14 protein-coding genes are annotated in these 13,876 nt (G+C 72.4%); 9 read left to right on the top strand and 5 right to left on the bottom strand.

Annotation, left to right across the window (positions count from 1 at the left end; genetic code table 11):
- The first annotated feature begins 11 nt into the window (after positions 1 to 11).
- From hppD to ACIRRU_RS19210, 6 genes are all read left to right on the top strand, one after another.
- Complete coding sequence (hppD, locus tag ACIRRU_RS19235) at positions 12 to 1,076, top strand: 4-hydroxyphenylpyruvate dioxygenase (RefSeq protein WP_403681896.1); 1,065 nt, start codon at positions 12 to 14, stop codon at positions 1,074 to 1,076.
- Positions 1,077 to 1,126: 50 nt separating this feature from the next.
- A complete protein-coding gene (locus ACIRRU_RS19230; protein WP_403681893.1) occupies positions 1,127 to 2,044 on the top strand; it encodes a phytanoyl-CoA dioxygenase family protein in 918 nt (305 codons plus the stop codon).
- Entirely contained in the window at positions 2,044 to 2,937 is an 894-nt protein-coding gene (locus tag ACIRRU_RS19225) for a prephenate dehydrogenase (RefSeq protein ID WP_403681890.1), read from the top strand. The genes ACIRRU_RS19230 and ACIRRU_RS19225 overlap by 1 nt, the downstream gene beginning before the upstream one ends.
- Before the next feature lie 59 nt (positions 2,938 to 2,996).
- Positions 2,997 to 4,967 (top strand): FAD/NAD(P)-binding protein, encoded by a 1,971-nt coding sequence (locus ACIRRU_RS19220; protein WP_403681888.1) that lies wholly within the window; start codon positions 2,997 to 2,999, stop codon positions 4,965 to 4,967.
- Positions 4,964 to 6,433 (top strand): adenylosuccinate lyase family protein, encoded by a 1,470-nt coding sequence (locus ACIRRU_RS19215; protein ID WP_403681885.1) that lies wholly within the window; start codon positions 4,964 to 4,966, stop codon positions 6,431 to 6,433. Before ACIRRU_RS19220 ends, ACIRRU_RS19215 begins: the two co-directional genes overlap by 4 nt.
- Before the next feature lie 121 nt (positions 6,434 to 6,554).
- Positions 6,555 to 8,015, top strand: coding sequence for a DHA2 family efflux MFS transporter permease subunit (locus ACIRRU_RS19210; RefSeq protein ID WP_403681882.1), 1,461 nt, complete (start codon positions 6,555 to 6,557; stop codon positions 8,013 to 8,015).
- An 88-nt stretch (positions 8,016 to 8,103) separates the two neighbouring features.
- On the opposite strand, the gene ACIRRU_RS19205 is transcribed toward ACIRRU_RS19210, so the two are convergent.
- From ACIRRU_RS19205 to ACIRRU_RS19195, 3 genes are read right to left on the bottom strand one after another with little or no spacing between them, the layout of a single operon-like run.
- Positions 8,104 to 8,454 carry a 4Fe-4S dicluster domain-containing protein gene (locus ACIRRU_RS19205; protein WP_403681879.1) on the bottom strand — a complete coding sequence of 117 codons (351 nt, stop codon included), beginning with the start codon at positions 8,452 to 8,454 and terminating at the stop codon, positions 8,104 to 8,106.
- Positions 8,451 to 9,389 (bottom strand): hypothetical protein, encoded by a 939-nt coding sequence (locus tag ACIRRU_RS19200; protein WP_403681876.1) that lies wholly within the window; start codon positions 9,387 to 9,389, stop codon positions 8,451 to 8,453. The genes ACIRRU_RS19205 and ACIRRU_RS19200 overlap by 4 nt, the downstream gene beginning before the upstream one ends.
- A complete protein-coding gene (locus ACIRRU_RS19195; RefSeq protein ID WP_403681874.1) occupies positions 9,386 to 9,559 on the bottom strand; it encodes a hypothetical protein in 174 nt (57 codons plus the stop codon). Before ACIRRU_RS19195 ends, ACIRRU_RS19200 begins: the two co-directional genes overlap by 4 nt.
- A gap of 146 nt (positions 9,560 to 9,705) precedes the next feature.
- Here ACIRRU_RS19195 and ACIRRU_RS19190 point away from each other — a divergent pair, with 146 nt between their 5' ends.
- Both ACIRRU_RS19190 and fabI read left to right on the top strand, forming a co-directional pair.
- Positions 9,706 to 10,569 (top strand): alpha/beta hydrolase, encoded by an 864-nt coding sequence (locus tag ACIRRU_RS19190; protein ID WP_403681871.1) that lies wholly within the window; start codon positions 9,706 to 9,708, stop codon positions 10,567 to 10,569.
- Positions 10,566 to 11,345, top strand: coding sequence for an enoyl-ACP reductase FabI (gene fabI, locus ACIRRU_RS19185; protein ID WP_403681868.1), 780 nt, complete (start codon positions 10,566 to 10,568; stop codon positions 11,343 to 11,345). The genes ACIRRU_RS19190 and fabI overlap by 4 nt, the downstream gene beginning before the upstream one ends.
- Before the next feature lie 69 nt (positions 11,346 to 11,414).
- Here fabI and ACIRRU_RS19180 read toward each other — a convergent pair whose 3' ends face one another.
- On the bottom strand, positions 11,415 to 12,059 hold the full coding sequence (locus ACIRRU_RS19180; protein ID WP_403681865.1) for a TetR/AcrR family transcriptional regulator: 645 nt from the start codon (positions 12,057 to 12,059) through the stop codon (positions 11,415 to 11,417).
- A 381-nt stretch (positions 12,060 to 12,440) separates the two neighbouring features.
- Complete coding sequence (locus tag ACIRRU_RS19175) at positions 12,441 to 13,334, bottom strand: alpha/beta fold hydrolase (protein ID WP_403681862.1); 894 nt, start codon at positions 13,332 to 13,334, stop codon at positions 12,441 to 12,443.
- Positions 13,335 to 13,433: 99 nt separating this feature from the next.
- On the opposite strand from ACIRRU_RS19175, the gene ACIRRU_RS19170 reads away from it, so the two are divergent.
- Positions 13,434 to 13,868 (top strand): hypothetical protein, encoded by a 435-nt coding sequence (locus ACIRRU_RS19170; protein ID WP_403681859.1) that lies wholly within the window; start codon positions 13,434 to 13,436, stop codon positions 13,866 to 13,868.
- Positions 13,869 to 13,876: the final 8 nt, after the last annotated feature.

The following is a 13,876-nucleotide window of genomic DNA, read 5'->3' as shown; positions in this document are numbered from 1 at the left end:
GGGAAACAGACGTGCACATCGGAGCCGTCGACCATGTCGAGTTCTACGTCGGGGACGCACAGCAGTCAGCGTTCTTCCTCTGCACCGCCTTCGGATTCCGGGTCTGCGGTCAGGCCGGACCCGAGACGGGCCGCCCCGACCGGCGTTCCCTGCTGCTGCGCCAGGGCGGCATCGAGATCGTCCTGACCTCCGCCCTGAGCGACACCCACCCCGCGGCCGCCTACGTGGCCCAGCACGGCGACGGGGTCGCCAACATCGCCTTCGAGGTCACCGACGCCGAGAAGGCGTTCGCCCTGGCCGTCGAGCGCGGCGCCACCGCCGTCGAGGAGCCCGAGACGCACCGCAAGGACGGCACCGAGGTGGTCACCGCCTCCGTGCTCGGCTTCGGGGACGTCGCCCACCGCTTCGTCCAGCGCTCCGGGGACCGGGAGCAGTTCCTGCCCGGCGTGATGGACATCTTCGCCGAGGACCCCGACCCCTGCGAGGAACTGCTCAGCACCGTGGACCACGCGGCGATCTGCCTGCCGGCGGGCCAGTTGCGCCCCACCGTCGCCTTCTACGAGAAGGTCTTCGGCTTCCAGCAGATCTTCGAGGAGTTCATCGAGGTCGGGGAGCAGGCCATGGACTCCAAGGTGGTGCAGAGCCCCTCGGGCAAGGTGACCTTCACGCTCATCGAGCCGGTCACCGACCGCAAGCCCGGCCAGATCGACGGGTTCCTGGCCCGGCACAACGGGGCCGGCGTCCAGCACCTGGCCCTGCTGGCCGACGACATCGTCACCGCGGTGCCCGCGCTGGAGGCCCGCGGCGTGCGGTTCCTGGAGACGCCCGGCACCTACTACGACGAGCTGGAGTCCCGCCTCGGCCGCCCCGACCTGAAGACCGAGGACCTCAGGCGTACCAACGTCCTGGTCGACCAGGACCACTGGGGTCAGGTCTTCCAGATCTTCACCCAGTCGCCCCACGTGCGGAAGACCTTCTTCTGGGAGGTCATCGACCGGCACGGGGCCCGCACGTTCGGCAGCGGCAACATCAAGGCCCTCTACGAGGCGGTGGCCCGAGAGAAGGCGACCGCCTGACCGGCAGCCCGGCCCGTACGCACCGCATCACTCGTACCGAAGGAAGACCCGTGACTGTTCAGGAATTCTCAGCCTTCGCCCTCACCGAGGAGGAGCGGGCACTCCTGCCCTCCGACGAGGACGTCCACTTCTACGCCGAACACGGCTGGTTCCTCTCCAAGAAGCTGTTCACCGACGAGGAGGTGGACCTCCTCGAAACCGCCAGCGAGCGCTTCTACGGCGGCCACCGCGACCGCACCCTGCCGGTGCGCCCGCCCAAGCTCGCCTACTGGGAGCCGGAGCACGGCAACGTGCAGCGGCACAACGACTACATCCACTACGAGGACGACACGATCGGCCGCATCCTGCGCAAGCCGCTGCTCGGCGCGGTGGCCGCCCGGCTCGCGGAGGCCGAGGAGATCCGGGTCTTCCAGTCGACGCTGATCCTCAAGCCGCCGGTGGCGGGGGAGACGTCGAACATCGTGCCCTGGCACTTCGACCGCCACTACTGGTCCACGTCCACCTCCGAGCGGATGCTGACCGCGTTCATCCCCTTCCACGACTGCGACGAGGAGATGGGCACGATCACCATGGTGGACGGCAGCCACAACTGGAAGGAGACGGCGGACAACGATGCCACCTCCCTCCACTTCGCCGAGCGCGATCGCAGCGAACTGGACGTGATGCTGGAGGAGAACGCCCGCTACAACGGCGTCGAGGTGCGCAAGATCCCCGTCCGTATCCCCAAGGGGCACGTCAACTTCCACCACTGCCGCACCTATCACGGCAGCGGGCCCAACGTCAGCGGCCGGCCGCGCCGGGCCATCTCCTTCCACCTCCAGGACGGCGAGAACCGCTACCGCGACTTCAGCCGCTCCGACGGCACCCAGGTCGCCTACAACCACGACGTGCTGGTGCGCCGGACCGCCGAGGGCACCCCGGACTACAGCGACCCCGAGTACCTGCCGCTGTTGTGGAGCAGCCGCTGATGCGCAGTGCCGCAGTGGTCGGTACCGGCCTGATCGGTACGTCGATCGCCCTGGCCCTGCGGGGCCGGGGCGTGACCACCTATCTGCTGGACCGCGACCCGCAGGCCGCCCGCACCGCGGCCGGCCTCGGCGCCGGTCTGGTGGGCGTCCCGCGGACACCGGTGGACCTGGCGGTCCTCGCGGTACCTCCGCAGCACGTGGCGGCGGCCCTGCACGAGCACCAGCGCGCTGGCCTGGCCGAGGACTTCACCGACGCCGCCAGCGTCAAGGCGAAGCCGCAGGCCGAAGCCGCCGCGCTGGGCTGCGACCTCAGCCGCTACGTGGGCGGCCACCCCATGGCGGGCCGGGAGCAGTCCGGCCCGCTCGCCGCCCAGGGCGACCTCTTCCAGGGGCGGCCCTGGGTGCTCACCCCGGCCCCCGCCGCCGGCCCACGGGCCGTCGGCCGGGCGACGGAACTCGCCGAGCTCTGCGGCGCCCGCCCCGTCGTGATGGGCCACGACCAGCACGACCGGGCGGTGGCCCTGATCTCGCACGCCCCGCACATGGTGGCGAGCCTGCTGGCCGCCCGGCTGCTGCACGGGGACGAGAGCGAACTGCACCTCGCCGGGCAGGGGTTGCGCGACGCGACCCGGATCGCGGCGGGCGACGCCGAGCTGTGGACCGACATCGTCGGCTCCAACGCGGGCGCCGTCGCCGAGGTGCTCGCGGAGGTCGCCCTCGATCTCCGCACGGTCGTGGACGCCCTGCGCGACCTCGGCTCGGACACACCGCAGCGGTACGCCACCAGCCGGGCGCACCTCACCCAGGCCCTCGCCCGCGGGGTGCAGGGCCGAGGCCGCATCCCGGCGAGGGCTCCGGGCGCGCTGCGGCTGAGCGGTGTGGCCGCCGGCTGACCCGTGGCCCCCGTGACCGCAAGGCTCCAGAAGACCTCGATCCAGTGGAGAGACTGACTATGACCAGCCGACGGCTCGACGTCTGCCTCATCGGTGCCGGGCCCCGAGGGCTCTCCGTCCTCGAACGGCTGTGCGCGAACGCCGGTTCGGCACCGGAGGGAACGCCGGTCACGGTGCATGTGGCCGACCCGTATCCGCCCGGGGCCGGTCAGGTGTGGCGCACCGACCAGCCCGAGCACCTCCTGATGAACACCGTGGCCTCCCAGGTCACCATGTTCACCGACGACAGCGTCCGGATCGCCGGGGTGCTCGCCCCGGGACCCAGCCTCTACGAATGGGCCCGCTTCCTGACCCTGGTCGGCCCCATGGACGACCGCCAGCCCGATCAGCGGGTGCTGGACGAGGCACGCGCGCTCGGCCCCGACTCCTACCCCACCCGCGCCTTCTACGGCCACTACCTGGAGTGGGTCTTCCAGCGGGTCACCAGGACCGCCCCCGGCAGAGTGACCACCGTCGTCCACCGGGCGCGCGCGGTGGCGATCGAGGAGGAGCCGCGCGGCGGGAAGGCGGGCGGCTCCCAGAGCGTCCTGCTCGACAACGGCGTGCTCATCGACGGTCTCGACGCGGTGGTCCTCTCCCAGGGCCACCTGCCCGTACGCCCGTCCCGGCGGCAGCTGGAACTCGGCGCGTTCGCCCGCGCCCACGGCCTCGGCTACCTGGTGCCCGCCAACCCCGCCGACGTGGACCTGTCGTCGGTGCGGGCGGACGAGACCGTAGCGCTCCTCGGACTCGGCCTGAACTTCTTCGACTACATGGCGCTGCTGACCCGCGGCCGCGGCGGCCGCTTCGTGCGCCGTCACGACCGGCTCGTCTATCTGCCCTCGGGCCGCGAACCCCGGCTGGTCGCCGGTTCCCGCCGGGGCCTGCCCTTCCACTCCCGGGGCGAGAACCAGAAGGGCGCGCACGGTCGCCACGAGCCCGCCGTGCTGACCCCCGAGGTGATCGAGGAACTGCGGGAGCAGTCCCGGCGGCACGGCGGGCTCGACTTCCACGCCGCGGTGTGGCCGCTGGTCGGCAAGGAGGTCGAGACGGTCTACTACGCCGCGCTGCTCACCGCCGACGGCCGCTCCGGCGACGCGGCGCGGCTGCGCGCGCGCTATCTCACCGCGAAGCCCGGCAGCCGCCAGGAGCTCGACATCCTCGCGGACTTCGGCATCGGCCCGCTCGACTACTGGAACTGGGACCGGATCGCCCGCCCGCACGCCGACCGCGAGTTCGCCTCCCCCCTGGACTTCCAGGACTGGCTGCTCGACCGGCTGCGCGAGGATCTGCGGGCCGCGCGCGAGGGCAATGTCGCGGGCCCGCTCAAGGCGGCCCTGGACGTCCTGCGCGATCTGCGCAACGAACTCCGGCTGATCGTGGACCACGGCGGCCTCACCGGAACCTCGCACCGCCAGCACCTGGACGGCTGGTACACCCCGCTCAACGCGTTCCTCTCCATCGGCCCGCCCGCCGGCCGGATCGAGGAGGCGATCGCCCTGGTCGAGGCGGGCGTCCTGCGGGTGCTCGGACCCGACGTCCGGTCCGGCACGGACGAGGAGGACGGGGTGTTCACCGTGGAGTCGGCCGTGGTCCCCGGTTCGCTGACCCGGGCCACCACCCTGGTCGAGGCGCGGCTGCCGGAGATCGACCTGCGGACGACCGCCGACCCGCTGCTGCTCCACCTCCTGGACACCGGCCAGTGCCGCCCCTACGAGGTCACGGGCCCCGACGGTACGGTGTACGAGACCGGCGGACTCGCCGTCACCGGCGCGCCGTTCCACCTGGTCGACGCCGAGGGCCGGGCGCATCCGCGCCGATTCGCCTTCGGGGTCCCCACCGAGTCCGTGCACTGGGCCACCGCCGCCGGGATACGCCCCGGGGTCAACTCCGTGACCTTGCAGGACTCCGACGCCATCGCGCAGGCCGTGCTGGCGCTGGCCCGGGGGCTGACCCCGGACAACGAGATGATGGGAGAGCTGACCAGGTGAGCGCAGACCCCGCCCGGCCCGTCGACGCCGGACTGCTCAGCCCCGTGCGGGCCGGAACCCCGGCGGAGGCCGCCACGTCCGACGCCGCCTGGCTCCAGGCGATGCTCGACGCGGAGGCCGCGCTGGTGCGCGCCCAGGCGGGCCTCGGCAACGTGCCGGAGGCCGCGGCCGGGGCGATCACCGAACTGGCCCGCGCCGACCGGCTCGACCTGCGGGAGATCGCCGTACGCAGCCGGGGAGCGGCCAACCCGGTGGTCGCCGTGGTCCAGGCGTTCACCGCCCTGGTGGCCGCCGAGGCGCCCGACGCCGCCGACTACGTCCACCGCGGCTCGACCAGCCAGGACATCTTCGACACCGCGCTGATGCTGGTGGCCAGACGGACCCTGGACCTCCTGGTGGCCGACCTGGACGCCGTCGCCGCCTCCCTGGGCACGCTGGCCGAGCAGCACACGCGGACCCTTATGGCCGGGCGCACACTGGCGCTCCACGCCGTGCCCACCACCTTCGGCCTGAAGGCCGCCGGCTGGCTGGCGGCGGTCGCCGGGGCGGCGGACCGGCTGCGCGCGCTCAGGGCCGACGGCCTCGTCGTCCAGCTCGGCGGCGCGGCGGGCACCCTGGCAGGCTACGTCGAGTACGAACGGCTGCACCGCGCGGCGCACGGGGAGACCCCGGCCGATGAGGACTACGCGACGCGGCTGACCGAACGCTTCGCCGCCGAGACGGGGCTGTCCGTCCCGGTGCTGCCCTGGCACAGCCACCGTGCCCCCGTCGCCACCCTGGGCGCCGAACTGGCCCTGGCCACCGGTGTGCTGGGGAAGATCGCGGTGGACGTGCAGTCGCTGGCCCGGACCGAGACCGCCGAGCTCGCGGAGCCCGCCGCCGCCGGCCGAGGGGTGTCATCGGCGATGCCGCAGAAGCGCAATCCCGCCCTGGCCACGCTGATCCGTTCGGCGGCACTGCAAGTCCCCGCCTACGCCGGGGTCCTGGCCCAGGCGATGCTGTCCGAGGACGAGCGTTCCGCCGGGGCCTGGCACGCCGAGTGGCTGCCGGTGCGCGAGTGCCTGCGGCTCGCCGGAGGAGCCGCGCACACCGCGCGCGAACTGGTGGCGGGTCTGGAGGTCCGGGCCGGGCGTATGCGGACCAACCTGGACCTGACCGGTGGTCTGATCGTCACGGAGCGGCTCGCCGCCGTTCTGGCCCCCGTGCTCGGCAAGGCGGCCGCGAAGGACGTGATGAGCCGGGCCGCTCGCACGGCGGCCGAATCGGGCCGCCCGCTGGCGGACATCCTCCTGCGGGAGAAGGCGATCGCCGAACGGTTCGACGCGCGGGAGGTGGAAGGGCTGCTGGACCCGGCCGGTTACACCGGCGCCGCCGCGGAGCTGACGGCACGGGCGCTGCGCGGTCACCCCCCGCGTGAAGCCGGTCCCGTCCCGCCGCGCGAGGCGGGGTCCGCCCCGCCGGGGTAGTGAGCCGTCCGACATCCGCAGGCCATGACTCCGCTTCCCGCCCGCCCTATAAAAGCACGCACGATCGTTTATATTCATTCCCGGGTCCGACGCCGCGGGCCCACCGACGAAGGGGCCACGCATGACCACCGCTTCACCGCAGTCGCCCGGGGCGGACCCGGCGGACGACGCGGCACCCGCCGACGGGCAGCGCCCGCGGAACACGTCACCGGGCACGCCCGCCGCGAAACCGGCGCTGTTCGTCGCCTCCGGTGCCACCTTCCTCGCGGTGCTCGACACCACCGTCGTGAACATCGCCTTCTCCGACCTGCGCGTCGACTTCCCCGACGCCTCGCTGTCCCAGCTCACCTGGGTAGTCACCGCCTACACCGTGGTGTTCGCCGCACTGCTCGCCGTCGCGGGCCGGGTCGCCGACGTCATCGGGCGCAAGAAGCTCTTCGTACGGTCCACCGCCCTGTTCACCCTCGCCTCGGTACTCAGCGGCCTCGCCGTCGACGTCCCGATGCTCGTCGGCGCCCGAGCCCTCCAAGGGGTGGCGGCGGCCGGGATGATCCCCGCCGCACTCGGCCTGGTGCTCCAGCACACGCCGCCGGCCCGCCGCCAGATCGCCGTGGGGGTGTGGGGCGCGGTCGGCAGCATGGCCGCCGCCGTCGGACCGAGCCTCGGCGGCCTCCTGGTCGACGTGTGGGGCTGGCGCAGCGTCTTCCTGATCAACCTGCCGATCGGCCTCGCCATCGTGGCGATCGCCGCCCGGCTCGCCTCCGACGCACCCAGCGGCCGCCGCTACCCCGACCCGGTGGGCACCCTCGCCCTCGGCCTCGGCATCGGCGGTGTCGTCTTCGGCGTGACGCAGGGAACGGAATGGGGCTGGGGCAGCGTCCGGGTCCTCGCCCTGATCACCGGCGGCGCCGTGCTCGTCGTGACCGCGCTGCTGCTCTCCCGGCGGCACCCGTCGCCCGCCGTCGAATGGGACCTGTGGCGCAACCGCGTCTTCGCCGCCACCAACGTCTCCTCGCTGCTCTTCGGCGCGGCGATGTACGCCTACCTCCTCAGCACCCTGCTCTTCCTCAACGCCGTCTGGGGCTACGGGGAACTCAAGGCGGGCCTCGCGGTCACCCCCGGCGCCTTCAGCGCCGCCGTCGGCGCCGTCGTGGTGGGACGGCGGGTCGGTCCCCGCGCCCAGTGGGCGGCGCTCGCCGTGGGCTCGACGCTCTTCGGTGCCTCGTGCGCCGCGATGTATCTGCTCCTGGACGCCGAACGCGCCTACCTGGCGCTCTGGCTCCCCATCGGCATCGTCGGCGGACTCGGCATCGGCGCCGCGCTCACCGCCATCTCCAACGCGGCCACCGCCTCGCTCCAGCCGGAGCGGTTCGCCTCCGGCACCGGGTTGCTCATGACGACGCGCCAGGTCGGCGGGGCGCTCGGTATCGCCGCCCTCGCGGCCATCCTGGAGCGGTACGACGTCCTCGACGCCGAGGGATATCTGCGGGTCTTCCTCGCCTGCGCCATCGGGGCCCTGGCCGCCGCCGCGGTCGCTCCGGCGTTCCGGCCGCGGCGCGACCGCGCCCCGCAGGACGCCTGAGGACCGGGCACGGGCCTCCCGGCCGGAACTGACGGACCGCACCGCCCCCTACCCGGGGCGGTGCGGTCCTGTACCGGGGGAGCGGTACTCACTCCCGGGCGGCGCCGGGAGCCTGTTCCGGCGGGAGCGAGGCCCATTTGCCGGGCTTCCCCCGCCAGTCCTCGCCGTCCGGAAGCGGTGTCACCCGCGTGGTGGCCAGCGGGAGTCCGGCCGACAGCCGGGCGTTCCACTCCAGGGCGGGGGCCAGCTCGGGCGGCAGCTCGTCCTCCGGGTAGATGGCGTCGGCGGGGCACGCCTCCACGCAGTTGCCGCAGTCGATGCACTCGTCGGGGTCGATGACCAGGAACGTCCCCGCCTCGCGGAAGCAGGCGACGGGGCAGTAGGTGACGCACTCCGCGAACTTGCAGTGGACGCACTGCTCGGTGACCACATGCGTCACGCTCCGGCCTCCCCTGTCCCGGCGTGCTCCGCGACGAAGGGGGCGAGCGCCTCGGCGTGCCGCCCGAGGAAGCGGTGTCCCTCGTCCAAGCCGCGCTCGTAGGCCTTGACCAGCCCCTCCGGGGACGCCGCCGCGTAGTCGACGCCCAGATGCGCCAGATCCTCCTCTGGCTTGACCACCAGGACCCGCGCCCCGCCGAGGAGGGACTCGTCGCCGATCTCCTCCGAGGCGTAGAGGTCGCGGAAGAGCGGGAAGGGGTCGTTGCCGATCGCGATCAGCACGGACACACCCGTGGCCGCGACCTCCCGCGCCGGACAGGAGCAGGTGTACGAGGCGTCGACATGAGCCTCCCCGTCGACCTCGGCCGGTACGGCCCAGGCGTGCAGCATCCGCGTCGAGGCGTAGGCGACGGCGTCGTAGTTCTCCGGCGTCAGCCGGGGCGCCTCACCCCCCGCCGCGGCGCGCGAGGAGAACACGGCGGCGGTCAGGTTCTCCTGGACCCAGCTCCGGTTCCCCGCGAAGACATCGCGCAGCAACTGCTTGCCGAGCGCCTTGGCCTCCGGCCCCTGGGTCGCCGCGGCGGCGGCCGCGTTGGTGACCTTGCTGGTGGCCAGCAGGAACTCCGGAGCCCCGGGGCGGAAGAGCCCCTCACGCAGCCGGGGCCCGTACTCCTCGATGCTGTCGAGCGCGACGCGGCTCATGCCCTTCTCCGCGACACCCCCGGCGGCGCCGATCCAGTAGTCCACGCCTGTCCGCCGCGCCTGGCCGATCGCGGCGAGACCGCCGGACAGCCCGGAGGAGGAGGCCGCCCCGTACACCTGCGCCCGCAGCCCCGCCTCCTCGAAGGCCGACAGCACGCCGTGGCCGTAGACGCCCTTGAGCATGCCCGAGGCCACCGCTATGCCCAGGCGCCGGGTGGTGTCCGCTTCGGTCATGGCAGCAGCTTCTCCTCGAACGGTGACGGGGTGGCGGTGCCGGACGCGGGGACGTCCGGCAGCAGGTGCTCGTCGATCAGGCCGTCCAGATGGTCCTTGATCCACTGGTTCGGGCCGGAGCTGGTGTCGAGTGCTTCGCCGGTGGGCGGAGCGGAGTGCGGGGGTGTCATACCGGCCTCCAAGGAAGAGAGTTGACCCACAAAACATTAGCACGACCGTCCGTTCATGTTTACGGGTTGGGCGTCCATCGTCAGCAAATATGAGCGAACGATCGTGCTAATATCTTGGCCGTTCTGATCGATCTGGAGGGTGTGGCATGGATCCCGCTACGGCAACCGCCGACGTGGCCCTGAGCGACCAGGGTGAGCAGCTGTTCGACCTCTTCCGCCGGCCGCAGGGCCGCAGCAGACCCAGACCCGACGAGCGCGACGTCATGGAGCGGGCCCGGAGGAGCGAGCTGGCCGTCAACGGCGAGGTGGCTGTCGTCCACCACTGGGGCGACGGCGAACGGCCGGTGCTCCTGGTCCACGGCTGGGAGTCGCGGGCGTCGCGCTACGCGAAGGCCGTCGCCCGGCTCCTCGACCTGGGCTTCAGCCCGGTGGCCTTCGACGCACCCGGCCACGGGGAGGCCACCGGCGAGACCACCACCATGCTGGAGTACCTCGACATCATCACCGCACTCCACCGTGCGCACGGAGACTTCGACGCGATCGTGGCGCACTCGTTCGGCGCCACCGCGACGTTCGTGGCCCTGCGCCAGGGGGTGCGCGCCCGCCGGGTCGTGGCGATCAGCGCGGTACCCGACTTCGCCTACCTGGTCGACGCGTTCAGCGTCGGCCTGAGCCTCGGTCCCGACCTCGACGCGGAGGTGCGGGGACGGCTGGAGCGGCAGGTCTACCCGGGCGAGAGGGACATGTGGTCCCGCTTCTCGGTCTTCCCCGGCTCCGCGGACGTGAGGATCCCGCTCCTGTTCATCCACGACGAGGACGACACCATGGTCGACATCGGCCAGGGCAGGCGCATCGCCGAGGCCTTCGGTGAGCGGGCCCGGCTGGTGATCACGCGCAGACTCGGGCACCAGCGCATCCTCGGCGCACCGAGGGTCGTCGAGGAGCTGGCCGGGTTCATCGCGCCGGACGGGGAAGTACGGGAGCGGAAGGCCGAGGTGGCGGCGCGATGAGCGGGATACTGGCGGGCAAGCGGGTCCTGGTGACCGGAGTGCTGATGGAGTCCTCCATCGCCTTTCACACCGCCCGGATCGCCCAGGAGCAGGGTGCCGAGGTGGTGCTCACCGGCTACGGCCGGCTCGGCCTGGTCGAACGCATCGCCCGGCGGCTGCCCCGCCCGGCGCCGCTGGTCGAACTGGACGTCCAGGACAAGGAACACCTGGAGAGCCTCGCGGACCGTATCCGGGCGAGCGCCGGCCAGGACGCCCGGCTCGACGGTGTGGTGCACTCCATCGCCTTCGCCCCGCAGGACGCCCTCGGCGGCAACTTCCTCCAGGCCGGATGGGACTCCGTCGCCACCGCCGTCGAGGTGTCCGCTTACTCGCTCAAGGCGCTGGCCATGGCGACCCTCCCGCTCATGGAGGAGCGCGGCGGGTCGATCGTGGGCCTGGACTTCGACGCCCGGGTCGCCTGGCCCGCGTACGACTGGATGGGCGTGGCCAAGGCCGCCCTCGAATGCACCTCGCGCTACGTCGCCCGGGATCTCGGCCCGCACGGCATCCGCTGCAACCTGGTGGCGGCCGGGCCGGTCAAGACGATGGCGGCCAAGTCCATCCCGGGGTTCGAGACGTTCCGGGAGGTGTGGAACACCCGCGCCCCGATCGGCTGGGACCTCTCCGACCCGGAGCCCGCGGCCCGTGCGGTCGTCGCGCTGCTCTCGGACTGGTTCCCCCGGACCACCGGAGAGATCGTCCACGTCGACGGAGGAGTGCACGCCATCGGGGCGTGACACCGGCACGGGCGGGCGGGGGCTCCGGCGGTGGCCGGTCCCCGCCCCCTCGCGTGCGGGGCCGCTGTGTCAGGGGGAGTCGGGGACCAGGGACGGGTCGGTGGCCACCGAGCGCAGCCGGTTCAGAATGGCTCGGGTCGCCTTGTCGTAACAGGTGAACTCGTCGTGCAGGACGGACTCGGCGTTGGCCATCTCCATCAGCGCGGCGAGCTCGAACACCAGCTGGGGCACGTCGGTCTCCGTGTCGATCTCGCCCGCCCCCTGTGCGTCGCGCACCGACTGTTCGAGGAAGGTGACCCAGTTGGTGCGGGCGGCCGCGAGGATGTCGTGGACCTTGCCCCGCCGGGCGTCGTACTCGGCCGAGACCGAGTAGAAGAAGCAGCCGCCCGGGAACACCCGCTGCCGGGAGTACTCGAGCCAGCCGCCGCAGACCCGCCACAGATGACCGATCCCCGGCGGCAGGTCGCGGGCGGGCTGCACGACATGCTCCAGGTAGACCTTGATGGCGGCCCGGACCGTGGCGAGCTGCAAGTCCTCCTTGGACCCGAACAGGGCGAACACACCGCTCTTGCTCAGCTTCAGCTCGGTCGCGAGCTGCCCCAGGGAGAGGCCTTCGAGCCCGTCGACGGAGGCGATGTCCACGGCGCGCTTGAGGATCAGCTGACGTGTCTGGTTTCCGCGCGCGATCCGACCGTCGGTGTGTGTCGCTGCCATGTCTGCCTACCCCTCTGGGCCGGACCCGGGTGGTGCCGTCGTGGAATCAGTCTACTGAGTAAGTAGACGACTGTGCGTTCAGTGTGTCAGCCGAAAAATCGGCCGACAAGCGTCCGGTCCTGCACTTTCGCCCGAAACTCCCCGCTCGGAAATCGAGTGCGCGGAAGAGCGGGCGATGACGCACGCGTCGGCGCGACCTTGGACCGGCGCGGTAGTCGCGCGACCGCCCTCCAACCCCAAGGTCGCCGGGCCCGCGTGCGTCGAGCCGCCACGCCGACGGTGTTCGGCCACATCCTGAACGTCTCCGCTACGCGCGGGCGGCGGGTCCGAGGGTTCCGGAGGGGCGCGGAGCCTCGTACGGGGTAGCGCCCGGCGCACCGCTCACGGAGTGGCGGCAGCCTCGGTGCCGGCCTCGGCGGCCCGGTCCGGCCCGTGCTCGACGAAGTCCAGGACGGTTCGTACGACGTCGGGGTCGCCCAGGATGCGACGGTGCCCCAGGCCGTTCGTCACGACCAGCCGCGCCCGGTCGCCGAACGCCCCGGCGAGCCGGCGCCCCTGGTCCACCAGGATCCGGGGGTCGTCCTCGTCGTGGACGACCAGCAGAGGCGCGTCCAGGACCGGGGCCGCGTCGACCGCGGAGAACGGCCGCTGCTCGGGAGGCAGGGAGGAGAAGAGGTTCTTCCCGACGCGATCACGCAGTTGAGCCTTGAGCGGAGCGCGCAGGGGAACGGCCGTGCAGAACTCCTCGATGAGGTAGTCGAAGTCGCAGACCCCGCTGATGGTGGCGATCCGCTTGGCCTTCACCCCGTTCAGCAGGGCGAAGATCGAGCCGAGGGCGCCGAGCGAGTGCGCGACCACCGCCTCGAAGTCGCCGTACTGCCGGTGGAGTTCGCTCAGCATGTGGCGGTACTCCAGGATCGTGGTGCTCCGGCCGCTCGCGTCCCCGTGGCCGGGCGCGTCGAAGGTGATGACGCTGTAGCCGCGCTCCAGGAGGCCCGGGACGAAGTCGGCGAACCGCGAGCCGCGCGACTGCCAGCCGTGCACCAGGAGCACCGGCCGTGTTCCGTCCCCCCAGCGGTAGACCACCGCGGACTTGCCCTCGACCGCCAGCCGCGCGACGTCCGCCGCGCCGAACAGCTCCCGTTCGCCCGACCGCATCTTGCTCCGGGCGAGCGGCATGTGGAACAGGGCATAGGCGCCCGCGCCCGCGAGCCGTCCCGAGACTCGGGAGACGACATTGAGCGCGGTGCTGGCAAGAGCCTCGGTGGGGGCCATGCTCAGAACTCCTCGGTCGGCAGCTGGAGCGTGATATGTTAGCACGAACGACCGTGCTGTTATGAGGTGCCGTGGTGCGCCCCACATGAGGAGAACGCCATGTCGGCCACCATCTGGTTCACGCCGTGGAAGCCGGGCCCGGCGGGCGGCCGGAGGAACGGCGCCTTTGCGGACGGCGAGGCCGTCGTCAGTCTCACCGAGTTCACCCCGCACCGGCCGTGGACCGCACCGGGCGTCACCATCGCGGGCATCGCGCTGCGGCGCGTGTGGGACGACCTGGACGGAGCGGTCGGCCTCTGGCTGTGGGCGGACCCCGACCCGCTGCGCCCGCGGTCGGGCTCGGTCTCCGTCTGGCGCGCCGAACGGGACCTGTACGCCTTCGTGGGGCGCACGGACCACGGCAGGATCATGCGTTCCTATAAGGACCGGGGGAGTATGCGCGCCACCACCTGGCACACCGAGCGCTTCGACCCGGACGCCACCCAGGAAGCCGCCCGCTCCCTGCTCTCGGGGCGGTCGACCTGGCCGGACTGACACTCCGG

Origin of the sequence: Streptomyces sp. NPDC101181 (genome assembly GCF_044767975.1) — a bacterium.
Taxonomy (GTDB): Bacteria; Actinomycetota; Actinomycetes; order Streptomycetales; family Streptomycetaceae; genus Streptomyces.
This window is presented reverse-complemented; position numbering and strand designations above follow the sequence as displayed.

Bases quoted from the DNA above. Each gene is read 5' to 3' on its own strand.
- ACIRRU_RS19225 (WP_403681890.1), top strand. From the start codon at position 2,044: ATGCGCAGTGCCGCAGTGGTCGGTACCGGCCTGATCGGTACGTCGATC.
- ACIRRU_RS19220 (WP_403681888.1), top strand. From the start codon at position 2,997: ATGACCAGCCGACGGCTCGACGTCTGCCTCATCGGTGCCGGGCCCCGA.
- ACIRRU_RS19210 (WP_403681882.1), top strand. From the start codon at position 6,555: ATGACCACCGCTTCACCGCAGTCGCCCGGGGCGGACCCGGCGGACGAC.
- ACIRRU_RS19200 (WP_403681876.1), bottom strand. From the start codon at position 9,389: ATGACCGAAGCGGACACCACCCGGCGCCTGGGCATAGCGGTGGCCTCG.
- ACIRRU_RS19195 (WP_403681874.1), bottom strand. From the start codon at position 9,559: ATGACACCCCCGCACTCCGCTCCGCCCACCGGCGAAGCACTCGACACC.
- ACIRRU_RS19190 (WP_403681871.1), top strand. From the start codon at position 9,706: ATGGATCCCGCTACGGCAACCGCCGACGTGGCCCTGAGCGACCAGGGT.
- fabI (WP_403681868.1), top strand. From the start codon at position 10,566: ATGAGCGGGATACTGGCGGGCAAGCGGGTCCTGGTGACCGGAGTGCTG.
- ACIRRU_RS19180 (WP_403681865.1), bottom strand. From the start codon at position 12,059: ATGGCAGCGACACACACCGACGGTCGGATCGCGCGCGGAAACCAGACA.
- ACIRRU_RS19175 (WP_403681862.1), bottom strand. From the start codon at position 13,334: ATGGCCCCCACCGAGGCTCTTGCCAGCACCGCGCTCAATGTCGTCTCC.
- ACIRRU_RS19170 (WP_403681859.1), top strand. From the start codon at position 13,434: ATGTCGGCCACCATCTGGTTCACGCCGTGGAAGCCGGGCCCGGCGGGC.